This is a genomic window from Pseudomonas donghuensis, assembly GCF_000259195.1.
Classification (GTDB): Bacteria; Pseudomonadota; Gammaproteobacteria; order Pseudomonadales; family Pseudomonadaceae; genus Aquipseudomonas; species Aquipseudomonas donghuensis.
This window is the reverse complement of the sequence record NZ_JH650763.1, coordinates 43,951-64,794: the sequence shown is the minus strand read 5'-3', so window position 1 is coordinate 64,794 and position 20,844 is coordinate 43,951. Positions and strand designations below refer to the sequence as shown.

Below are 20,844 nucleotides of genomic sequence, written 5' to 3'. Positions count from 1 at the left end.
TGGCGCGCGTATTTCATCCAACTGTCATACGCCGTTTGAATCATCAACCCGGTAAAATGGACTTAACCTAAAACCGTCAAAGAGGATGAATCATGCCCGTCAAGGACCCATCCAAGGCCGTCCCGGAAGCCCCAGCCGAGAGCGCCGATGCTGCCCTGAAGCATATCGTCGACGGCTTTCTGCGGTTCCATCATGACGTTTTTCCCGAGCAGCAGGAGCTGTTCAAGAAACTCGCCACCGCACAAACGCCCCGTGCGATGTTCATCACCTGTGCCGACTCGCGCATCGTGCCCGAGCTGATCACCCAGAGCTCCCCTGGCGACCTGTTCGTCACCCGCAACGTCGGTAACGTCGTGCCACCTTACGGGCAGATGAACGGCGGTGTGTCCACCGCCATCGAATACGCCGTGCTGGCCCTGGGCGTGCACCACATCATTGTCTGCGGACACTCCGATTGCGGTGCCATGCGCGCGGTGCTCAACCCGCAGAGCCTGGAGAAGATGCCGACGGTCAAGGCCTGGCTGCGCCATGCCGAAGTTGCCCGCACGGTGGTCGAAGACAACTGCTCCTGTGGCAGCGAGCATGAAACCATGCAGGTGCTGACCAAGGAAAACGTCATCGCCCAGTTGCACCACTTGCGCACCCATCCGTCGGTGGCCTCGCGCCTGGCGGCTGGCCAGTTGTTTATCCACGGCTGGATCTACGACATCGAAACCAGCCAGGTCGAAGCCTACGACGCGGCAAGCGACAGCTTCCTGCCGCTTGCCGAAGGCCAGCCGATCCCCTGCGCAACCCCGAGAGGACGCTACTAAGCGTCCCTGACACCCCAAAACGCTGATTGACGGCTGCACCTGACGGGTGCGGCCTTGGTCATCGGCTGCCTTGAATTTCCCTGACGGCCTTGCCGGCACTGTGCTGGCGGTGCGCGCCTGCGCGCGTGTCAGGGGGTGTACCAGCGGCCATTGGAATGGCCATCAAACGTGAGAGAAGGAGTGACACGGTGAACACGACACAAGTAAAAGCGGCATTGCCGCGTGAATTGCTGGCCTCGGTGGTGGTGTTTCTGGTTGCCTTGCCCTTGTGCATGGGTATCGCCATTGCCTCGGGCATGCCGCCGGCCAAAGGCCTGATCACTGGGATTGTCGGCGGTATCGTGGTTGGCTGGCTGGCCGGCTCGCCGTTGCAGGTCAGCGGCCCGGCGGCCGGCCTGGCGGTGCTGGTGTTCGAGTTGGTGCGCCAGCATGGTGTGGCGATGCTTGGCCCGATCCTGCTGTTGGCCGGCCTGTTGCAACTGCTCGCCGGGCGTTTGCGCCTGGGCTGCTGGTTCCGGGTAACGGCGCCAGCGGTGGTGTACGGCATGCTCGCGGGGATCGGTGTGCTGATTGTTTTGTCCCAGGTGCACGTGATGTTCGACAGCGCCCCGCAGCCCTCGGGCCTGGCCAACCTGTTAGGCTTTCCGGCAACCCTGGGCCAGGCACTGCCACTGGAGCGCCCGGGCAATGGCTGGCAGGCCGGTGCGCTTGGGCTGGGCACCATCGCCATCATGTGGGGTTGGGAACGCTTGCGCCCGCAGTCGCTGCGTTTCGTTCCGGGGGCCTTGCTTGGCGTGGCCTTGATGACTGCGATCAGCATCTGGCTGACGCTGCCAGTGAACCGGGTCGAAGTGCCGGCGAATCTCAGCGAAGCCATCGACTGGCTGCGCCCGGCTGACCTGCTCAATCTCGCCGACCCGAACCTGTTGGTCGCCGCCTTCGCCCTGGCCTTTATCGCCAGCGCCGAAACCCTGCTCTCTGCCGCTGCGGTCGATCGCATGCATAACGGCCAGCGTTCGGATTTTGACCGTGAATTGTCGGCTCAGGGGTTGGGCAACATGCTTTGCGGTGTACTCGGTGCGCTACCGATGACCGGGGTGATCGTGCGCAGTTCGGCCAACGTCCAGGCCGGTGCGCAGACTCGCTTGTCGGCAATCCTGCATGGCGTCTGGTTACTGGCCTTCGTGGTGGTGTTGAGCAGCGTGCTGCAGCAGATTCCGGTAGCGAGCCTGGCAGGTGTGCTGGTGTATACCGGGGTCAAGCTGGTGGACTTCAAGGCCTTTCGCGGGCTGGGCCGTTATGGACGCATGCCGATGTTCACGTATGCGGCGACGGCGTTGGCGATCATCTTCACCGACCTGCTCACCGGTGTGTTGCTCGGTTTTGCCCTGACGCTACTGAAGCTGGCGCTCAAGGCCGCACGCCTGAAGATCAGCGTGGTCAGCCTGGACCAACCGGGCCATCTGGAACTGCGTTTGAGCGGCGCGGCGACCTTTCTCAAGGTGCCCGCGCTGGCCCAGGTGCTTGAAGGCATTCCACCCGCGACCACCCTGCATGTGCCGCTGGCCAACCTCAGCTACATCGACCACTCCTGCCTGGAGCTGCTCGAAGACTGGGGGCGTGCCAATGCCGGCAAGGGTTCGCGCCTGCTGATCGAACAGCGGCGGCTCAAGCGCCGGGTCGAGGGGCGAGTACGGACGACGGCGGGGTTGGGGGCCTGATCTGGATTCAGCGGTGTTGCCATCGCTGGCAATGCCAGCTCCCACACCTCGCTCAGGCTCTGCACTGAACCGGTGGGAGCCGGCCTTGCCGGCGTTGCTGGCGCATCAGCCTCAAGCGGATTGATCCAGCTCCAGGCCCACACCCAACTGCCGCGACAGGCATGGCCAGCGCTTCCAGGCGGCACCGGTATCCGGGCTGCTGAGCTTGTCGCGATACTGCTCGACCGACTCCAGGGCGAAGCTCTGGTCATTGAGCATCTCATCCACCGAGTGGTGCACCACTTCATCCAGCTGGTTGGCGAATGCCTCGCCGATCAACTGGTGGGCGATCAGGTTGGCCACGGTAGTGTCCAGCGGGATCAGCGGTTGATTGAAGTGCTTGATGTACAAATCGTTAACTTCTTCCACCAGGCGGTGGGCCAGGTAGGCCTCGTCCAGCAGGCAGCCCAGGCCCAGGTGGGTAGTGGTGATGGCGGGCGGTTGCAGGAAGTACTGCTCGGCGATTTTCAGCACCGGTTTGATCTGCGACTCGATGCCGGCTTCGCGGGCAACGTCATTGGCCGCTTCCAGCAGTTCTGGAACCTGGTCGATATAGGCGCCGACGAAACGGGCCAGAGCGCCTTGGGCATCGGCCTCTGGCAGATGGATCGAAGGGTGCAGGTGTGGCAGCTGTTTTTCGAGTTGCTGTTTCAGTTGGCCGGTTTCGGTCTCATGTTGACGGGCACGGGTGATCTGCTCGCGCAAAGCGGCGATGTTCATGACAACTCCAGGGTAAAGGCGTGACAAACGGAAGACATAAGGTAGCTCGGTTCTGAAAATGGCTAAGACGCATTTGGCATAACCATTAATAAATTAATATTCGGCGATTATATCGAAGTGCCATCATTGTGCTCCAGGCCAGGTAATCCGTGGCTTTGCGCGCAAACGTTCAACTTCTGTTGATGATTTCCCCGCGCGCATTGCCAGGCCGGGGTCGCTGTCTATACTCCGGTTTGAAAGTGATTCGCTGATGAGGCCCGACTGCAGTTCGCAGGGGCTCGGTCGTCGAAGTTCGCAGTCTTGGCCACCGTACCCTTAGCCGTAGGTCCACGCCTCCGGGATAACAAGAACGATAAGGGGAACCCGCAATGATGCGACATCCACATGTCTGGATGGGCCTCCTGTTGTGGTCGGTATTCGGTCAGGCGCACGCCGCCTGGACCGTGAACATGGCGCCAGGGGCGACTGAAGTCAGCAACGCAGTGTTCGACCTGCACATGACCATCTTCTGGATCTGCGTGATCATCGGCCTGGTGGTCTTTGGCGCAATGTTCTGGTCGATGATCATCCACCGTCGTTCTACTGGCCAGCAGCCCGCGCACTTTCACGAGCACACCTGGGTCGAGATCATGTGGACGGTGGTGCCGTTCCTGATCCTGGTGGCCATGGCCATTCCGGCGACCAAGACCCTGATCGATATCTACGATGCCAGCGAGTCGGACGTCGACATCCAGGTCACCGGCTACCAGTGGAAGTGGCATTACAAATACCTGGGGCAGGACGTCGAGTTCTTCAGCAACCTGGCCACCCCCGCCGATCAGATCCACAACAAGTCACCCAAGGACGAGCACTACCTGCTCGAAGTCGACCAGCCACTGGTGCTGCCGGTGGGCGCCAAGGTGCGCTTTCTGGTAACCGCCGCCGACGTTATCCATTCCTGGTGGGTGCCGGCCTTTGCGGTCAAGCGCGATGCCATCCCCGGCTTCGTCAACGAAGCCTGGACCCGGGTCGAGAAGCCCGGCATCTACCGCGGCCAATGCACCGAGCTGTGCGGCAAGGACCATGGGTTCATGCCGGTGGTGGTTGAGGTCAAGTCCAAGGCTGACTACGACACCTGGCTTGGCGAGCGCAAGGCCGACGCGGCCAAGCTCAAAGAGCTGACCAGCAAGGAATGGACCCTGCAAGAGCTGATCGAGCGCGGCGACAAGGTCTATCACACCACCTGCGTGGCCTGTCACCAGGCCGAAGGCCAGGGCCTGCCGCCGATGTTCCCGGCGCTCAAGGGCTCGAAGATCGCCACCGGGCCGAAGGAAGCTCACCTGAGCATCGTCTTCCACGGCAAGCCGGGCACGGCCATGGCCGCCTTCGGCAAGCAGCTTTCGGAAGTCGATATCGCCGCCGTGGTGACCTACGAACGCAACGCCTGGGGCAACAACAAGGGCGACATGGTCACGCCAAAAGACGTGCTGGCGATCAAACAGGCAGAAAGCAAATGAGCCGGGTTGATGCGTATCCGCGCCCCAGCCACCGGACTGCAGGAGACAGGACATGAGCGCAGTGATCGACGACCACAGCCAAGGTCATGAGCACGCCCACGGACCGGCCAAGGGCCTGATGCGCTGGGTGCTGACCACCAACCACAAAGACATCGGCACCCTGTACCTGTGGTTCAGTTTCACGATGTTCCTGCTTGGCGGCTCGTTCGCCATGGTCATCCGCGCCGAGCTGTTCCAGCCCGGGCTGCAGATCGTCCAGCCGGAGTTCTTCAACCAGATGACCACCATGCACGGCCTGGTGATGGTCTTCGGTGCGGTGATGCCAGCCTTCGTCGGCCTGGCCAACTGGATGATCCCGCTGATGATCGGCGCGCCGGACATGGCCCTGCCGCGGATGAACAACTTCAGCTTCTGGCTGCTGCCGGCGGCTTTCCTGCTGCTGGTCTCGACCCTGTTCATGCCCGGCGGCGGACCGAACTTCGGCTGGACCTTCTATGCGCCGCTATCGACTACCTACGCGCCGGAAAGCGTGACCTTCTTCATCTTCGCCATCCACCTGATGGGCATCAGCTCGATCATGGGCGCGATCAACGTCATCGCCACCATCCTCAACCTGCGTGCCCCGGGCATGACCCTGATGAAAATGCCGCTGTTCGTCTGGACCTGGCTGATCACCGCCTTCCTGCTGATTGCGGTGATGCCGGTGCTGGCGGGCGTGGTGACCATGATGCTGATGGACATCCACTTCGGCACCAGCTTCTTCAGCGCCGCCGGCGGTGGTGACCCGGTGTTGTTCCAGCATGTGTTCTGGTTCTTCGGCCACCCCGAGGTGTACATCATGATCCTGCCGGCCTTCGGCGCGGTCAGTTCGATCATCCCGGCGTTCTCGCGCAAGCCGCTGTTCGGTTACACCTCGATGGTCTACGCCACCGGGGCGATCGCCTTCCTGTCGTTTATCGTCTGGGCCCACCACATGTTCGTGGTCGGCATTCCGGTGGTTGGCGAACTGTTCTTCATGTACGCCACCATGCTGATCGCGGTGCCCACCGGGGTGAAGGTGTTCAACTGGGTCAGCACCATGTGGGAAGGCTCGTTGACCTTCGAGACACCGATGCTGTTCGCCATCGCCTTCGTCATCCTCTTTACCATCGGCGGTTTTTCCGGGCTGATGCTGGCCATCGCCCCGGCGGATTTCCAGTACCACGACACCTACTTTGTGGTGGCCCATTTCCACTATGTACTGGTGCCCGGGGCAATCTTCGGCATCTTTGCCTCGGCCTATTACTGGCTGCCGAAATGGACCGGGCACATGTATGACGAAACCCTGGGCAAGCTGCACTTCTGGTTGTCGTTCGTGGGCATGAACATGGCCTTCTTCCCCATGCATTTCGTTGGCCTGGCCGGCATGCCACGGAGGATTCCGGACTACAACCTGCAGTTCGCCGACTTCAACATGGTCTCGTCGATCGGCGCCTTTACCTTCGGCGCCACGCAGATTTTCTTCCTGTTCATCGTCATCAAGTGCATTCGCGGCGGTGTACCGGCGCCGGCCAAACCCTGGGAGGGTGCCGAAGGGCTGGAGTGGTCGGTGCCGTCTCCGGCGCCCTATCACACCTTCCAGACCCCACCGGAAGTGAAATGAACGGCTCAGGCCCGAGGATGCAACCATGAGTGAAGGGACCTCGCTCAAGCGCCTGGTGTGGCGGCTGATGCTGCTGACCGTGGTGATGTTCGCCTTCGGTTTTGCCCTGGTGCCGATCTACGATGTGATGTGCAAAGCCTTCGGCATCAATGGCAAGACCGGCGGGCAGTATCAAGGCACCCAGGTCAGTGACATGAACCGCACGGTGAAGGTGCAGTTCATGTCGACCAACGCCAGCGACATGGTCTGGGAGTTCTACTCCACCGCCGACCAGATCGACGTCAATCCGGGAGCGGTCAACCAGATGGTGTTCATCGCCCGCAACCCGACCGACAAACCCATGAGCGCCCAGGCCATTCCCAGCATCACCCCGGCCGAGGCGGCGGCGTACTTCCACAAGACCGAATGCTTCTGCTTTACCCAGCAGGTGCTGCAGCCGGGTGAGCGCATTGAAATGCCGGTGCGCTTCATCGTCGACCGCGACCTGCCCAAGGATGTGAAACACCTGACGCTGGCTTACACGCTGTTCGATATCACCGCTCGCCACCCGCCGGTTGCACACCTGGCGGACCCGGTTGCACAGGGCGCCCGATAAGGAGAACACCACGATGGCTTCCCATGAGCACTATTACGTTCCGGCGCAAAGCAAGTGGCCGATCATTGCCACGGTCGGCATGTTCATCACGGTGTTCGGCCTGGGCACCTGGTTCAACGACCTCAAGGCCGGGCGGCCGGAGTCCCACGGGCCGTGGATTTTCTTCTTTGGCACGCTGTGCCTGGCCTACATGCTGTTCGGCTGGTTTGGCACGGTGGTCAGGGAAAGCCGTGCCGGGCTCTACAGCCCACAACTGGACCGCACGTTTCGCTGGGGCATGTCGTGGTTCATTTTCTCCGAGGTGATGTTCTTCATCGCCTTTTTCGGCGCGCTGTTCTATGTGCGCAACCTGGCCGGGCCGTGGCTCGGTGGTGATGGCGCCAAGGGCGTGGCGCACATGCTCTGGCCGAACTTCGAGTTCGCCTGGCCGCTGCTCCAGACCCCGGACCCGAAGCTGTTTCCGCCGCCCAAGGAGATCATCGACCCCTGGCACCTGCCGCTGATCAACACCATTTTGCTGGTCAGCTCCAGTGTCACGGTAACCATCGCCCACCATGCCTTGCGCAAGAATCACCGCGGGCCGCTAAAGGCCTGGCTGGCATTGACCATTCTCCTTGGCCTGGGCTTCCTGGTACTGCAGGCCTACGAGTACCACGAGGCCTATACCGAGCTGGGGCTGACCCTGGGTTCGGGTATCTACGGCGCAACCTTCTTCATGCTCACGGGGTTCCACGGTGCCCACGTGACCATGGGCACCCTGATTCTGTTCGTGATGCTGGTGCGGATCATGCGTGGGCACTTCAACGCCGACAAACACTTCGGCTTCGAGGCCGCCAGCTGGTACTGGCACTTTGTCGACGTGGTCTGGGTGGGGCTGTTTATCTTCGTTTACGTGCTGTAGCCGGGTTCAGAACGGCGCGTGGGACACCAACTGGCCGCTGTAGAACCCCCAGGTCACCAGGGCCAGGGTCAAGGCGGCCAGGGTGACCCGAACAGTGAGGGCCTTAAGCAGGCGAGTCGACTGTCCGTCGTCCTTGACCAGAAAGAACAGGCCACTGAACAGGCTGGCGATGGTCGCCAACAGCATCAGGACAATCGCGGCTTTGAGCATGGCGAAACTCCGGGGGGATGCAGTGATGAGTACAAGTATAGCGATTGACCTTTCGAGGGCCCGGTGAAGCGCTTTCGCCCCGGCATCGTGCCGACCCTGGTGGTGTTTTTGCTGCTGCCGGGGTTGATTGCGCTCGGCTGCTGGCAGCTCGGGCGGGCCGAGCAGAAACGCCAGCTGCTACAGGTCTACGCCGAGCGCAGTGCAAGCGATGCGGTCGGCAGTGCGCAGTTGCTGCAGAGTGCAGATCCGGCCTTTCGCCGTGTGCATCTATATGGCCAATTCGATAGTCAACACAGCCTGCTGCTGGATAACCGCATGCGCGACGGTCAGGTCGGCGTCGAGCTGCTGCAACCCTTTCTCGACCAGGCCAGCGGCCTGTGGCTGTTGATCAATCGTGGCTGGCTGCCCTGGCCGGACCGGCGTATTGCGGTGCAGTTCAGCACGCCTGAGCACCCCTTGAGCCTGAACGCTTCGGTGTACGTTGCTGCGGGCGCGACCTTTCAATTGCATGCCGACCCGCAGGGGGGCAACTGGCCGCGGCTGATCACCGCCAGCGACGCCAGCACGCTGTGGCCGCAACTGGGCCGCGAAGGTTTTGCCCATGAGTTGCGCCTGGAAGCCGGCCCGGCCAGTTATCGGCGGGATTGGCCGGTGGTCGCCCTGGGCCCGGAAAAACACCTGGGTTACGCCGTGCAGTGGTTTGCCCTGGCGTTGGCGCTGGTGCTGCTCTACCTCTACTTCGGCTGGCATAACAACAAGGAGAAACAGCATGGGAGCCGTCACAAGTCCACTCAACATGTCTGAAGGCAAGGCGCCGCGCAGTCGTGCGCGCGGGCGTCTGCAACTGCTGCTGATCCTGCTGGTGGTTCTCGGCCCGATGATCCTTGCCACCAGCATGTACAAACTCAAATTCTGGGTACCCGACAGCCGTAGTTACCACGGTGAAATGATCGGCAACGGCCAGACCCGCGCTGACCTTGGGGTGAGCGCTGAGGAAGGGCGCTGGCAATTGCTGGTGAGTACGCCCAAGGACTGTGGGCTGGACTGCCAGCAACTGGTGTACCTGGCCCGGCAGATCCAGATCGGCCTGGGCCGTGATGCCAGCCGCGCCAGTCATGCCCTGGCCGCCGCCCAGCCATTGGCCAGTGACTACCAGGCCAAGCTGGATCGCGAATACCCGCAATTGCAACGCTACCCCCTGGACGTGTCGCGCTACGGCACAGTCAGCCAGGGCAAACAGGATGCCCAGCTGTGGATCATCGACCCACACGGCAACCTGGTGCTGCGCTATGACGCCAGGGTCAAGGGCAAGGACTTGCTCAACGACCTGCGCCACCTGCTCAAGCTGTCCAACATCGGGTAGGACATCGCCATGGCCAGACCTGGATTTCGCCTCGCCGTCTTCGCCACCTTGCTGGCACTGGTTGTCGTCCTGCTCGGTGCCTATACCCGCCTGACCCACGCCGGCCTGGGCTGCCCGGACTGGCCGGGCTGCTATGGCTTCATCAGCGTGCCCAAGACCGAAGCACAGCTGGCCCATGCCGAGCGGCACTTTCCCGACACTCCGGTAGAGGCGCACAAGGGCCGCAACGAGATGGTCCATCGCTACTTTGCCGGCACCCTGGCCCTGGTGATCAGCCTGCTGGCCTTGCAGGCCTGGCGCCGTCATGGCCGCGATGGCCAGCCTTATCGCCTGCCTCTGCTGTTGCTCGGCGTGGTACTCGCCCAGGCGGCCTTCGGCATGTGGACGGTGACCCTCAAGCTTTGGCCGCAGGTGGTCACGGCACATCTATTGGGCGGCTTTGCCACCTTGAGCCTGTTGTTCCTGCTCAGCCTGCGCCTGTCTCGAGTCCTTGCGCCCTTGCCCAAGCTGCCGTTGAGCGTACGCCGGGTGGCGGCGCTGGGGTTGCTGGTGGTGATCGGCCAGATCGCCCTGGGTGGCTGGGTCAGCGCCAACTACGCGGCAGTCGCCTGTATCGACCTGCCGACCTGCCATGGCCAGTGGTGGCCGCAGGCGGACTTTGCCAACGGCTTTCACCTGACCCAGCACATCGGTCCCAATTACCTCGGCGGCCAGCTCGACAGCGATGCACGCACGGCGATTCATATGAGCCACCGCCTGGGTGCCTTGCTGGTGACCGCGGTCATGCTGACCCTGAGCTGGAAGCTGCATCGCCATGGTTTGCGCAGGCTGGCCGGGTTGGTGCTGCTGGCGCTGGCAGTGCAGGTGAGCTTGGGGATCAGCAACGTGCTGTTCCACCTGCCGCTGGCCGTGGCCGTGGCCCACAACGCCGGTGGCGCCTTGCTGTTGCTGAGCATGGTGCTGGTCAATTACCGCATTCGCCTGGTTGCCCAGGCCAAAGTCCGTCGGGTCAGCCAGGGCTGGCGCCTGACCCCGCTGGCTAGCGGCGGAGTCGTTCATTATCTGGGAGATAATTCATGGCGACGCTTCTGAGCGAGCGCAGGCTGCAAGCAGGCTGGCGCGATTACCTTGAGCTGACCAAGCCCAAGGTGGTGGTGCTGATGCTGATCACTTCGCTGGTCGGCATGTTTCTCGCCACCCGCGCCGGAGTGCCGTGGACCATCCTGCTGTTCGGCAACCTTGGCATCGCGTGTTGCGCCGGTGGCGCTGCGGTGGTCAACCATGTGGTGGACCGGCGCATCGACGCGCTGATGGCGCGTACGCACAAGCGCCCGATTGCCGAAGGCCGGGTGACGCCGGCGGCAGCCCTGACCTTTGCCCTGTTGTTAGCGACACTGGGCATGGCCCTGCTGCTGGTATTCACCAACGCCCTGACCGCCTGGCTGACCCTGGCCTCACTGCTCGGCTACGCGGTGATCTACACCGGCTTTCTCAAGCGCGCCACGCCGCAGAACATCGTTATCGGCGGCCTGGCGGGTGCTGCGCCGCCACTGCTGGGCTGGGTGGCGATCAGCGGGCATATCAGCGCCGAGCCATTGCTGCTGGTGCTGATCATCTTCGCCTGGACGCCGCCGCACTTCTGGGCCTTGGCCATTCACCGCAAGGAGGAGTACGCCAAGGCTGATATTCCCATGCTGCCGGTGACCCACGGCGAGCACTACACCAAGGTGCATATCCTGCTGTACACCCTGGTGTTGCTGGCGGTCAGCCTGCTGCCCTATGCCATCCACATGAGCGGCCCGTTATACCTGGCCTGCGCCCTGGCCCTGGGCGGGCGCTTCCTGCAGTGGGCCTGGGTGTTGTACCGTGGCAGTCGGCCGCACGCGGCGATCAAGACCTTCAAGTACTCTATCTGGTACCTGTTGCTGCTGTTCATCGCGCTGCTTGTTGACCACTACCTACTGTTGAACCTATGACTCGAACCCAGAAAACCGTCTTTATTCTCGTTGCCCTGGTCGCCGTGATCCTCGGGCTTACCGTCAACAAGGTGCTCAACGGCCGCAGCGAAGGCAACCCGACCGAGCTGATCGATGCCGGCATCATTCTGCTGCCACAGAGCCGCACCGTGCCTGCCGTGGAGATGACCGACGAGCAGGGGCAGCCAGTGGTGATGGACCAGCTCAAGGGCAAGTGGTCGCTGCTGTTTTTCGGCTACACCTTCTGCCCGGACATTTGCCCGACCACCCTCGCCCAGCTGCGCCAGGTGAAAAGCGAGCTGCCCAAAGAGGCGGTTGAGCGGTTGCAGGTGGTGTTGGTCAGTGTCGACCCGAACCGCGATACCCCGGCACAGCTGAAGCAGTACCTGGGCTATTTCGACAAGGATTTTCGCGGGGTCACCGGCTCGCTGGAGAACATCCAGAAGCTAGCCAATGCGGTGAGCATTCCGTTTATTCCGGCCGATACCAGCAAGCCGAACTACACGGTCGATCACAGCGGAAACCTGGCGCTGCTGGGGCCGGATGGCAAGCAGCGCGGGTTTATCCGGGCGCCGTTCAACAACCAGAAGCTGGTTGCTCAATTGCCGGGATTGGTTAAACGCGACTGAAAAGCATCGCTGGCAAGCCTGCTCCCACAAGGTCCGGCTTTGCACCTGAACCTGTGGGAGCTGGCTTGCCAGCGATGAGGGCGATGCGGCTTATCAGAACGCCGGCTTGACCGCGCCCTTGTACTTCTCTTCGATGAACTTCTTCACTTGCGGGGTGTGCAGCGCTGCAACCAGCTTCTTCACAGCGTCCGCGTCCTTGTTGTCTGCGCGGGTCACCAGGATGTTCACGTAAGGCGAATCGCTGCCTTCGATGACCAGAGCATCTGACTCGGGGTTGAGCTTGGCTTCCAGCGCGTAGTTGGTGTTGATCAGCGCCAGGTCGACCTGGGTCAGCACGCGCGGGATGGTCGCGGCTTCCAGTTCACGGAATTTCAGGTTCTTGCTGTTCTCGGCGATGTCTTTGACGGTCGAGAGGATGTTCTTGTTGTCCTTGAGCTTGATCACACCGGCCTTGTCCAGCAGCAGCAAGGCGCGCCCGCCGTTGGTGGCGTCGTTGGGGATGACCACGGTGGCCGTCGATGGCAGCTCGTCAAGCTTCTTGTACTTGCTCGAGTAGGCGCCCAGCGGCTCCAGATGCACACCGGCAACGCTCACCAGTTGGGTGCCCTTGGCCTTGTTGAACTCATCCAGGTACGGCTGGTGCTGGAAGAAATTGGCATCCAGGCGCTTCTCGGCCACTTGCACGTTCGGCTGGATATAGTCGGTGAACACCTTCACCTTCAGGTCCACGCCTTCTTTGGCCAGGGCCGGTTTGACGAACTCGAGGATCTCGGCGTGCGGTACCGGGGTGGCGGCGACGGTCAGGGTCTCGGCCTGGGCGGAGAAGGCCGCAACGGCGGCGACAACAGCAAGCAGTTTTTTCATCAAATCACTCCTTGTGAGGGCCGATCCGGCCCCCGGTGCGTCGGCAGCGCCGACCCATGGGGTTACTTACGGGAAAAATGCACAACCAGTTTGTCGCCCACGCTCTGCAGGACTTGAACCAGTACCAGCAGCAGGACCACGGTGACTACCATCACGTCGGTCTGGAAGCGTTGATAACCGAAGCGGATCGCCAGGTCACCGAGGCCGCCAGCGCCCACCACACCGGCCATCGCGGTGTACGACACGAGGGTAATGGCGGTGACGGTAATGGCTGCGAAGATGCCCGGACGGGCCTCGGGCAGCAAAGCGTTGATGATGATCTGGCGGGTAGTGGCGCCCATCGATTGGGTGGCTTCGATGATGCCGCGGTCGACTTCACGCAGCGCGGTTTCCACCAGGCGAGCGAAGAATGGCGTGGCACCGACCACCAGTGGCGGGATGGCCCCGGCGACGCCCAGCGAGGTGCCGGTGATCAGCACGGTAAACGGGATCATCACGATCAGCAGGATGATGAACGGCAGCGAGCGCAGAATGTTCACCACCAGCGACAGCAGCGCGTACACGCCCTTCTGTTCGAACAGCTGGCGCGGGCCGCAAAGGAACAACAGCACGCCCAGCGGCAGGCCGAGCAGCACGGTGAAGAACAGCGAGCCGAACAGCATGATCATGGTGTCGATAGTAGCCAGCCAGATTTCGGCCCAGTCGACGTTGGCAAAGAAACTCAAGGCGTCCATCAACGCAGTACCTCCATATGAACATCAGCCGCAGTGAAGCGGGCGAACGCCGCTTCCATGTCGCCGCCAGTGACGGCCAGGGTCAGTTGCCCATACGGGGTGTCCTTGATGCGGTCGATGCGTCCAGCCAGGATACTGTAGTCCACACCGGTTTCCCGGGCGACGGTGCCCAGGAGCGGTGCGTAGGTCGAATCGCCCTGGAAGGTCAGACGCACAATGCGGCCTGGCACGTGGGCGAAGTCGTCGCGCTGTTCGTTTTCGTCGATCTGCTCGTCTTCCTGGACAAAGCGCTTGGTGGTCGGGTGCTGCGGGTGCAGGAACACATCGGCCACCGGGCCGTGCTCGACAATCTGCCCGGCATCCATCACCGCCACGCGGTCGCAGACCCGGCGGATCACGTCCATTTCATGGGTGATCAGCACGATGGTCAGCTTCAGCTCGCGGTTGATCTCGGCCAGCAGCTGCAACACCGAGGCGGTGGTCTGCGGGTCGAGGGCGCTGGTGGCTTCGTCGCACAGCAGGATCTTCGGTTTGGTGGCCAGGGCGCGGGCGATGCCGACGCGCTGCTTCTGGCCGCCGGAGAGCTGTGCCGGGTATTTTTTCGCGTGATCGGACAGGCCGACGCGGGCCAGCAGTTCGCTGACGCGGGCGTCGATTTCCTTGCGCGACAGCTCGCCCGCGAGGGTCAGTGGCAGGGCCACGTTGTCGGCGACGGTCTTGGAGGCCAGCAGGTTGAAGTGCTGGAAGATCATCCCGACTTGCTGGCGGAAACCCCGAAGATCATTGGCGTTGAACGCGGTGACGTCTTCGCCGTCGACAATGATCTTGCCGCCGCTCGGCGCTTCCAGGCGGTTGATCAGGCGCAGCAGGGTACTTTTACCGGCACCGGAATGGCCGATCAGCCCGAACACCTGGCCGTCTTCGACGCTCAGGTTGGTCGGGTGCAGTGCGGGGATATCCCTACCGGAAACGCGGTAGGTTTTATGGACATTTTGAAACTCGATCACGTAGCGAACCTTGTGGGGCGCATGGGAATGGGGGCAGCGGTTAGCCGGGCGCGCATTTTAGCCTGTTCGTATAGAGGCTCTTAGTATTTATTTCGCAAATGACCAATGCTACTGGAATAACGCGATCAGTGGTCAATCCGAAGGAACGCCTGCAGGGGCCATCAGTCACTACTGAATAGGGCCCGCCGTGGGGTCGAACCGTAGGACTGATTGAGTGAGGAGAGCACACTGATGCCCAGCAAGAAGAACCCGCCCAAGGAAAGCCAACTCGCCGGTACCCAGACCCCGGACCGCGCCAATACCAACGCCAAGCTGCAAAGCCTGGAAACCTTTCGCAGTGACGCCACTGGCCAGGCGCTGCGCACCAACCAGGGGGTCAAGGTTGCCGACAACCAGAACACCCTGAAAGCCGGTGACCGAGGCCCGTCGCTGCTGGAAGACTTCATCATGCGTGAAAAGATCACGCATTTTGACCATGAGCGTATCCCCGAGCGCATCGTCCATGCCCGCGGTACCGGGGCCCATGGCTATTTCCAGGCCTATGAATCACATGCCGCGTTGACCAAGGCCGGTTTTCTCCAGGACCCGGAGAAAATCACCCCGGTGTTCGTGCGCTTTTCCACCGTTCAGGGCCCGCGTGGCTCGGGTGATACCGTGCGCGATGTGCGCGGTTTTGCCGTGAAGTTCTTTACCGAAGAAGGCAACTTCGACCTGGTCGGCAATAACATGCCAGTGTTTTTCATCCAGGATGCGATCAAGTTTCCCGACTTCGTCCATGCAGTAAAACCTGAGCCACACAACGAAATGCCCACCGGCGGCTCGGCCCACGACACCTTCTGGGACTTCGTCTCACTGGTGCCGGAGTCGGCGCACATGGTGATCTGGGCAATGTCCGATCGTGCCATTCCAAAAAGCCTGCGGACCATGCAGGGCTTCGGCGTGCATACGTTTCGCCTGATCAATGCCCAAGGCAAATCGAGCTTCGTCAAATTCCACTGGAAACCCAAAGCCGGCGTGTGTTCGCTGCTTTGGGACGAAGCGCAGAAGCTGGCGGGCAAAGACACCGATTACCACCGCCGTGATCTATGGGAAGCGATTGAAACTGGCAATTACCCGGAATGGGAGTTCGGCGTGCAGATCGTCGCTGAAGAGGACGAGCACAAGTTCGACTTCGACCTGCTCGACCCGACCAAGATCATCCCCGAAGAGCTGGTGCCGGTGACGCCGCTGGGCAAGATGGTGCTCAACCGCAACCCGGACAATTTCTTTGCCGAAACCGAACAGGTTGCCTTCTGCCCTGGGCATATCGTCCCCGGCATCGACTTCTCCAACGACCCGCTGCTGCAGGGCCGGTTGTTTTCCTATACCGATACCCAAATCAGCCGGCTAGGCGGGCCGAACTTTCACGAGATTCCGATCAACCGTCCGCTGGCCCCTAACCACAACGGCCAGCGCGATGCGCAGCACCGCACCACGCTGGACAAGGGCCGCGCCTCCTACGAGCCCAACTCGATCGACGGCGGCTGGCCCAAGGAGACTGCGCCAGCAGCCAGCGAGGGTGGTTTCGAGTCGTATCCGGAGCGCATCGAAGCGCACAAGGTGCGCCAGCGCAGCCCATCATTTGCCGACCACTTCTCCCAGGCGCGGTTGTTCTTCCAGAGCATGAGCCCGACCGAGCAGGAGCACATCATCAGTGCCTACAGCTTCGAGCTGGGCAAAGTTGAACGGGAGTTCATCCGCGCCCGTGAAGTCAACGAGATCCTCGCCAATATCGACCTCACGCTGGCGGCGCGGGTGGCCGCCAACCTTGGCCTGCCGGCACCGAAGAAAGGCACGGTGGATGTGCCTCAGCCAAGCCTTAAACAATCCCCGGCACTGAGCCAGATGAACTTGCTCGGCGAAGGCATCAAGGGCCGCAAGGTGGCGGTGCTAGTGGCTGATGGCGTGGATGGTGTCAGTGTCGATAGCCTGGTCAAGGCGCTGGAAGCCGAGAGCGCGCAGATCAAGATCCTTGGCCCGAGCTCGGCGCCGGTAAAAACCGCCCAGGGCAAGGCGCTGGCGGTGGATGCCTCAATGGAAGGCATGCCGTCGGTGATCTTCGATGCGGCCTGGGTGCCGGGCGGCAAGGCTTCGCTTCAGGCCCTGGCCGGTGACGGTGTGGCGCTGCACTTTCTGCTTGAAGCCTACAAGCACCTCAAGCCGATTGGCTTGGCCAGCGAAGCGCAAGCCGTGCTCGACAAGCTGGGGCTCAAGGCCGACAGCGGTTTGCTGCTGGGCAATGATGACAAAGCCTACAAGGCCTTCATCACGGCAATCAGCAAGCATCGGGTGTGGGAGCGTGAGGCCGCAGCGAAAGCCATTCCGGCGTGATGCACAAACAGGGTGCCCATCAGGGCACCCTGTTTGTCATGGGCGGCGTGGGATCAGCACCGCCTGGGCAGGCTGGTTGCGGTGAATCTCGTGGCTTTGCTGCAAGGCAAAATCACCATCGAGTTTTTTCACCCGTTTGCCCAGCAAGGTTTGCAGCCAGGGTGCATCCTGCTTGCGTGGCACCTGGAACACCACATCGCACTGGTAATTGACCACATCGCTGGCGATGTCATCCAGTTGCTTGCGCATTTCGCGAATATTGGTGGTTTTCAATGCAACCACGGTGTTGGGCGCCGTCGGGTCGATAAGCTTGGCGGCCGGGCGCGCTTCGGCGGCTTTCAGGGCAGCCTCGGCTTTATCGAGCTCGGCCTTGCGAGCCTGGGCAATTGCGCCGTTGACGCCACCGGTCAGCGCCGGTGCCTTGGGCATCAGCGCACGGGCGCGGGCCAATGCGGTGGCTGCCGCATTCACATCGCCCTTTTGCAGGACGATCTGGCTGCGTTGCAGGTAGGCTTCGGCCAGCTGACGCTGGTACTGCTCGATCCGGCTGTCATTCGGCGCCTGGCTCTGCAGGGTGGCGAGCTGATCTTCGGCAGTGGCCAGCTCGCTGCTGGCGATGCTGTGCTCCAGCTGCTGCCAGGCATCAGGCTGGGCAGGCACGGCGGCGTTGTCGGCCGGGGTGCTGGAGCACGCGGCGAGGATCAGCGAAAACGCGGCAAGGAGCAGATAACGGGAGGCGAACGGCTTCATTCCTGCGACTCTCTATTTGCGCAAAAAGCGAGCAAGTCTACACCCAGTCCGCAGACTCGAAAATAACTCTTCAGGACCCTGCGCGCTTTTTAAATGTCGCAGGGTGCAACCGCCGAGGCTGCACCCCACGCCTTCAGCGCCGGGGCAGTGCCAGGCTCAGCAAGAATAGCACTGCGGCGCAGACCACGATGGACGGCCCGGCCGGGGTGTCCTTGAACCACGACAGCGCCAGGCCGCCGCATACTGCGGTAACCCCCAGCAGGCTGGCGCCCAGGGCCATCTGTTCCGGCGAGCGGGCGTGACGTTGCGCCGCAGCGGCGGGAATGATCAGCAGCGAAGTGATCAGCAGCACGCCGACGATTTTCATCGCCACGGCAATCACCACGGCAATCAGCAGCATCAGCGCCAGGCGCAGCGCAACGACAGGCAGGCCCTCGACCATGGCCAGCTCTTCATGCACGGTGACCGCCAGCAGCGGGCGCCACAGCACCACCAGCAACAGCAGCACCGCAGTGCTGCCGCCGAGAATCCAGGCCAGATCCCCCGGGCTGATCGCCAGCAGGTCGCCGAACAGATACGCCATCAGGTCGATGCGCACATCGTGCATGAAGCTCAGTACAACCAGACCGAGTGAAAGCGTGCTGGGCGCAAGAATGCCCAGCAGGGTGTCGGAGGCCAGTGGCTGACGCTGCTGGAGGGTCACCAGCAGGATCGCCAGCAATAGGCAGCCGACGGTGACCGCCAAGGCCGGGCTGACATCCAGCACGAAACCCAGAGCAACACCGAGCAGCGCGGCATGGGACAGGGTATCGCCGAAATAGGCCATGCGCCGCCAGACCACAAAGGACCCCAGAGGGCCTGCAACCAATGCCAGCGCCAGACCTGCGAGCAGGGCGTAAAGCAGAAAATCAGCCATGCTTGCAGTGATCTCCATGAACGTGGCCGCCTTTGGCCGGGGCGACCACCGAACCGTGCAGGTCGTGGGCGTGGTCGTGATGGTGGTGATAGATCGCCAGGCTCGGCGCGTTGCTGCCGAACAGTTCGACAAAGGCCGGATCACCGCTGACCTGCTCCGGGTGACCGGAACAGCAGACGTGGCGGTTGAGGCAAACCACCTGATCGGTGGTGCTCATGACCAGGTGCAGGTCGTGGGAAACCATCAGCACGCCGCAGCCGTGGCGGTCGCGCAGGCGGGTGATCAGGCTGTACAGCTCGGACTGGCCCGCAACGTCGACGCCCTGCACCGGCTCATCGAGCACCAGCAGCTCGGGCTCGCGCAACAAGGCACGGGCCAGCAGTACGCGCTGCATTTCGCCACCGGAAATACCCTGGATAGGGCTGTCGATGACGTGTTCGGCGCCGACTTCCTTGAGCGCCGACAAGGCCGCCGCGCGATCAACACCGGGCACCAGGCGCAAAAAGCGCAGCACCGAGAGCGGCAAGGTGGCATCGACCTGGAGCTTTTGCGGCATGTAGCCGACGCGCAACCGCGGTTTGCGCCAGACCGTGCCGGTATGCGGCTTGAGCAGGCCCAGGACGGCGCGCACCAGGGTGGTTTTGCCGGCCCCATTGGGGCCGATCAGGGTGACGATCTGCCCGGGCTCCACGGCCAGGTCGATGCTGTCGAGCACCGCTTGCCCGGCGAAGCTCACGCCCACCTGTTCGAGGCGAATCAGCGCATTGCTCATCAGGCGCTCCGGCAGTTACTGCACAGGCCGACCACTTCGACCGTCTGTGCTTCGACGCTGAAACCGACGTCTTTGGCGCTGGCGACAATGGCGTCGCTGATGCTGCTCTGCTCAAGCTCGATGGCCACGTGGCATTCGCGGCAGATCAGGAACTGGCCCTGATGCGCGTGTTCGGGGTGGCTGCAGCCGATAAAGGCGTTGAGTGAGGCAATGCGGTGCACCAGGCTGTTTTCCAGAAGGAAGTCCAGCGCCCGGTAGACGGTGGGCGGCGCCGCCCGGCGGCCATCCTGCTCGCTCAGCACGGCGAGGATGTCGTAGGCACCCAGTGGCTTGTGGCTCTGCCATACCAGTTCCAGCACACGCCGGCGCAAGGCGGTCAGGCGCACACCCTGGCGTGCGCACAGCGCATCGGCCTCGGCCAGGGCGCTGTGCACGCAATGGGAGTGGTCGTGGGGGCGGTTGGCCAACGGGGTTTTAGGCATGAGCGGCGACGGTTCTGGTTGGAGACGTTATTATGTTACCTGTTTCAGCCCCTGTGAGTGGTCATCGTGTCCCGAATTTTTGCCCTTTTTGTCGCTTTTACCGCCACCCTGGTGATGGCTCAGGCACAGGCCGAAGTGCGTGTGCTGTCCAGTATCAAGCCCCTGCAGCAGATTGCTGCGGCGGTCCAGGACGGTGTCGGCACGCCTGAAGTGCTGCTGCCGCCAGGCGCTTCGCCGCACCATTACGCCCTGCGCCCTTCCGACGTACGGCGCGTGGGCGACGTCGAGCTGTTGTACTGGATCGGCCCGGACATGGAAGGCTTCCTGCCGCGGGTGCTCAAGACCCGCAGCAAGCCAAGCGTCGCCGTGCAGGGCCTGGCGGGTCTGCATCTGCGCCACTTTGGCGAAGATAGCCACTCCCACGACGAAGATGGCGACGATCATGATCACGATCACCGCCCGGGCAGCCTCGATGCCCATCTGTGGCTGTCGTCGGTCAACGCCCGGGTGATTGCGGCGAAGATGGCGGCTGACCTGAGCGCTGCCGACCCGGCCAATGCCGCACGTTACCAGAGCAACCTCAAGACCTTTGGCGAGCGTATGGATGCGTTGGATGCGCGTCTGAAAAAGCGTATGGCAGACATCAGCGGCAAGCCGTTCTTCGTCTTCCATGAAGCGTTTGACTACTTCGAGTCGGCCTATGGCCTGAAGCACACCGGCGTGTTCAGCGTGGCAGCGGAAGTACAGCCGGGTGCCCAGCACGTGGCGGCGATGCGCAAGCGTCTGCAGGAGGTGGGCAAGACCTGTGTGTTCAGCGAGCCGCCATTGCGCCCGCGCTTGGCCGA

The 20,844-nt window shown here is 62.3% G+C and carries 22 protein-coding genes; 13 read left to right on the top strand and 9 right to left on the bottom strand.

The features are described from left to right. Positions 1-92: 92 nt before the first annotated feature. Positions 93-812 (top strand): carbonic anhydrase, encoded by a 720-nt coding sequence (locus UW3_RS0111725; protein ID WP_010222653.1) that lies wholly within the window; start codon positions 93-95, stop codon positions 810-812. Between the two features lie 188 nt (positions 813-1,000). Beyond that, positions 1,001-2,533, top strand: a complete 1,533-nt coding sequence (locus UW3_RS0111720; protein WP_010222652.1) for a SulP family inorganic anion transporter — start codon at positions 1,001-1,003, stop codon at positions 2,531-2,533. Positions 2,534-2,644: 111 nt separating this feature from the next. On the opposite strand, the gene UW3_RS0111715 is transcribed toward UW3_RS0111720, so the two are convergent. Continuing rightward, positions 2,645-3,292, bottom strand: a complete 648-nt coding sequence (locus UW3_RS0111715; protein ID WP_010222650.1) for a hypothetical protein — start codon at positions 3,290-3,292, stop codon at positions 2,645-2,647. A gap of 368 nt (positions 3,293-3,660) precedes the next feature. Between UW3_RS0111715 and coxB the strand changes: the two genes are divergently transcribed. Genes coxB through UW3_RS0111695 form a run of 4 tightly spaced genes read left to right on the top strand, consistent with a single transcriptional unit; the run spans position 3,661 to position 7,926 of the window. Further along, on the top strand, positions 3,661-4,788 hold the full coding sequence (gene coxB, locus UW3_RS0111710; RefSeq protein WP_010222649.1) for a cytochrome c oxidase subunit II: 1,128 nt from the start codon (positions 3,661-3,663) through the stop codon (positions 4,786-4,788). Between the two features lie 52 nt (positions 4,789-4,840). Continuing rightward, positions 4,841-6,430, top strand: coding sequence for a cytochrome c oxidase subunit I (gene ctaD / locus UW3_RS0111705; protein ID WP_010222647.1), 1,590 nt, complete (start codon positions 4,841-4,843; stop codon positions 6,428-6,430). Positions 6,431-6,455: 25 nt separating this feature from the next. Continuing rightward, positions 6,456-7,025 (top strand): cytochrome c oxidase assembly protein, encoded by a 570-nt coding sequence (locus tag UW3_RS0111700; protein ID WP_010222645.1) that lies wholly within the window; start codon positions 6,456-6,458, stop codon positions 7,023-7,025. Between the two features lie 13 nt (positions 7,026-7,038). Further along, complete coding sequence (locus UW3_RS0111695) at positions 7,039-7,926, top strand: cytochrome c oxidase subunit 3 (protein ID WP_010222644.1); 888 nt, start codon at positions 7,039-7,041, stop codon at positions 7,924-7,926. 6 nt (positions 7,927-7,932) lie between these two features. Here the strand turns inward: UW3_RS0111695 and UW3_RS0111690 are convergent, their stop codons facing one another. Next, complete coding sequence (locus UW3_RS0111690; protein WP_010222642.1) at positions 7,933-8,136, bottom strand: twin transmembrane helix small protein; 204 nt, start codon at positions 8,134-8,136, stop codon at positions 7,933-7,935. Between the two features lie 63 nt (positions 8,137-8,199). Here UW3_RS0111690 and UW3_RS0111685 point away from each other — a divergent pair, with 63 nt between their 5' ends. From UW3_RS0111685 to UW3_RS0111665, 5 genes are read left to right on the top strand one after another with little or no spacing between them, the layout of a single operon-like run. Further along, positions 8,200-8,940 (top strand): SURF1 family protein, encoded by a 741-nt coding sequence (locus UW3_RS0111685; RefSeq protein WP_010222641.1) that lies wholly within the window; start codon positions 8,200-8,202, stop codon positions 8,938-8,940. Beyond that, positions 8,906-9,499: a hypothetical protein gene (locus UW3_RS0111680; RefSeq protein WP_026001287.1), complete on the top strand. Its 594-nt coding sequence runs from the start codon at positions 8,906-8,908 to the stop codon at positions 9,497-9,499. Before UW3_RS0111685 ends, UW3_RS0111680 begins: the two co-directional genes overlap by 35 nt. 9 nt (positions 9,500-9,508) lie before the next feature. After that, entirely contained in the window at positions 9,509-10,591 is a 1,083-nt protein-coding gene (locus tag UW3_RS0111675; RefSeq protein ID WP_010222638.1) for a COX15/CtaA family protein, read from the top strand. Next, entirely contained in the window at positions 10,576-11,475 is a 900-nt protein-coding gene (gene cyoE / locus UW3_RS0111670; RefSeq protein WP_010222637.1) for a heme o synthase, read from the top strand. The genes UW3_RS0111675 and cyoE overlap by 16 nt, the downstream gene beginning before the upstream one ends. After that, entirely contained in the window at positions 11,472-12,104 is a 633-nt protein-coding gene (locus UW3_RS0111665; protein WP_010222636.1) for an SCO family protein, read from the top strand. Before cyoE ends, UW3_RS0111665 begins: the two co-directional genes overlap by 4 nt. A gap of 93 nt (positions 12,105-12,197) precedes the next feature. Here UW3_RS0111665 and UW3_RS0111660 read toward each other — a convergent pair whose 3' ends face one another. The 3 genes from UW3_RS0111660 to UW3_RS0111650 all read right to left on the bottom strand — a co-directional run bounded on the left by UW3_RS0111660 (position 12,198) and on the right by UW3_RS0111650 (position 14,709). Beyond that, positions 12,198-12,968 carry a MetQ/NlpA family ABC transporter substrate-binding protein gene (locus tag UW3_RS0111660; protein WP_010222634.1) on the bottom strand — a complete coding sequence of 257 codons (771 nt, stop codon included), beginning with the start codon at positions 12,966-12,968 and terminating at the stop codon, positions 12,198-12,200. Between the two features lie 62 nt (positions 12,969-13,030). Then, the gene (locus tag UW3_RS0111655; protein ID WP_010222633.1) at positions 13,031-13,702 is read right to left on the bottom strand and encodes a methionine ABC transporter permease; all 672 of its coding nucleotides are present in this window, start codon (positions 13,700-13,702) and stop codon (positions 13,031-13,033) included. Further along, entirely contained in the window at positions 13,702-14,709 is a 1,008-nt protein-coding gene (locus UW3_RS0111650; protein WP_010222632.1) for a methionine ABC transporter ATP-binding protein, read from the bottom strand. Before UW3_RS0111650 ends, UW3_RS0111655 begins: the two co-directional genes overlap by 1 nt. 231 nt (positions 14,710-14,940) lie before the next feature. Between UW3_RS0111650 and katE the strand changes: the two genes are divergently transcribed. Continuing rightward, on the top strand, positions 14,941-17,079 hold the full coding sequence (gene katE, locus UW3_RS0111645) for a catalase HPII (RefSeq protein WP_010222631.1): 2,139 nt from the start codon (positions 14,941-14,943) through the stop codon (positions 17,077-17,079). A 36-nt stretch (positions 17,080-17,115) separates the two neighbouring features. Here the strand turns inward: katE and UW3_RS0111640 are convergent, their stop codons facing one another. From UW3_RS0111640 to zur, 4 genes are all read right to left on the bottom strand, one after another. After that, positions 17,116-17,829 carry a PA5502 family lipoprotein gene (locus UW3_RS0111640; protein ID WP_010222630.1) on the bottom strand — a complete coding sequence of 238 codons (714 nt, stop codon included), beginning with the start codon at positions 17,827-17,829 and terminating at the stop codon, positions 17,116-17,118. Positions 17,830-17,962: 133 nt separating this feature from the next. Then, positions 17,963-18,745 (bottom strand): zinc ABC transporter permease subunit ZnuB, encoded by a 783-nt coding sequence (znuB, locus tag UW3_RS0111635; RefSeq protein WP_010222629.1) that lies wholly within the window; start codon positions 18,743-18,745, stop codon positions 17,963-17,965. Further along, the gene (gene znuC, locus UW3_RS0111630; protein WP_010222628.1) at positions 18,738-19,517 is read right to left on the bottom strand and encodes a zinc ABC transporter ATP-binding protein ZnuC; all 780 of its coding nucleotides are present in this window, start codon (positions 19,515-19,517) and stop codon (positions 18,738-18,740) included. Before znuC ends, znuB begins: the two co-directional genes overlap by 8 nt. Beyond that, positions 19,517-19,999 (bottom strand): zinc uptake transcriptional repressor Zur, encoded by a 483-nt coding sequence (zur, locus tag UW3_RS0111625; RefSeq protein WP_010222627.1) that lies wholly within the window; start codon positions 19,997-19,999, stop codon positions 19,517-19,519. Before zur ends, znuC begins: the two co-directional genes overlap by 1 nt. Before the next feature lie 66 nt (positions 20,000-20,065). Between zur and UW3_RS26885 the strand changes: the two genes are divergently transcribed. Beyond that, on the top strand, positions 20,066-20,844 hold a 779-nt coding region (locus UW3_RS26885; protein ID WP_237716747.1), incomplete at its 3' end, for a zinc ABC transporter substrate-binding protein.

What these genes read in the sequence shown, in the direction of transcription:
- znuB (WP_010222629.1), bottom strand. Translation starts at nt 18,745, where the DNA reads ATGGCTGATTTTCTGCTTTACGCCCTGCTCGCAGGTCTGGCGCTGGCA.
- coxB (WP_010222649.1), top strand. Translation starts at nt 3,661, where the DNA reads ATGATGCGACATCCACATGTCTGGATGGGCCTCCTGTTGTGGTCGGTA.
- UW3_RS0111675 (WP_010222638.1), top strand. Translation starts at nt 9,509, where the DNA reads ATGGCCAGACCTGGATTTCGCCTCGCCGTCTTCGCCACCTTGCTGGCA.
- ctaD (WP_010222647.1), top strand. Translation starts at nt 4,841, where the DNA reads ATGAGCGCAGTGATCGACGACCACAGCCAAGGTCATGAGCACGCCCAC.
- katE (WP_010222631.1), top strand. Translation starts at nt 14,941, where the DNA reads ATGCCCAGCAAGAAGAACCCGCCCAAGGAAAGCCAACTCGCCGGTACC.
- cyoE (WP_010222637.1), top strand. Translation starts at nt 10,576, where the DNA reads ATGGCGACGCTTCTGAGCGAGCGCAGGCTGCAAGCAGGCTGGCGCGAT.
- UW3_RS0111655 (WP_010222633.1), bottom strand. Translation starts at nt 13,702, where the DNA reads ATGGACGCCTTGAGTTTCTTTGCCAACGTCGACTGGGCCGAAATCTGG.
- UW3_RS0111700 (WP_010222645.1), top strand. Translation starts at nt 6,456, where the DNA reads ATGAGTGAAGGGACCTCGCTCAAGCGCCTGGTGTGGCGGCTGATGCTG.
- UW3_RS0111665 (WP_010222636.1), top strand. Translation starts at nt 11,472, where the DNA reads ATGACTCGAACCCAGAAAACCGTCTTTATTCTCGTTGCCCTGGTCGCC.
- UW3_RS0111695 (WP_010222644.1), top strand. Translation starts at nt 7,039, where the DNA reads ATGGCTTCCCATGAGCACTATTACGTTCCGGCGCAAAGCAAGTGGCCG.
- UW3_RS0111690 (WP_010222642.1), bottom strand. Translation starts at nt 8,136, where the DNA reads ATGCTCAAAGCCGCGATTGTCCTGATGCTGTTGGCGACCATCGCCAGC.
- zur (WP_010222627.1), bottom strand. Translation starts at nt 19,999, where the DNA reads ATGCCTAAAACCCCGTTGGCCAACCGCCCCCACGACCACTCCCATTGC.
- UW3_RS0111660 (WP_010222634.1), bottom strand. Translation starts at nt 12,968, where the DNA reads ATGAAAAAACTGCTTGCTGTTGTCGCCGCCGTTGCGGCCTTCTCCGCC.
- UW3_RS0111640 (WP_010222630.1), bottom strand. Translation starts at nt 17,829, where the DNA reads ATGAAGCCGTTCGCCTCCCGTTATCTGCTCCTTGCCGCGTTTTCGCTG.
- UW3_RS0111680 (WP_026001287.1), top strand. Translation starts at nt 8,906, where the DNA reads ATGGGAGCCGTCACAAGTCCACTCAACATGTCTGAAGGCAAGGCGCCG.
- znuC (WP_010222628.1), bottom strand. Translation starts at nt 19,517, where the DNA reads ATGAGCAATGCGCTGATTCGCCTCGAACAGGTGGGCGTGAGCTTCGCC.
- UW3_RS0111725 (WP_010222653.1), top strand. Translation starts at nt 93, where the DNA reads ATGCCCGTCAAGGACCCATCCAAGGCCGTCCCGGAAGCCCCAGCCGAG.
- UW3_RS0111715 (WP_010222650.1), bottom strand. Translation starts at nt 3,292, where the DNA reads ATGAACATCGCCGCTTTGCGCGAGCAGATCACCCGTGCCCGTCAACAT.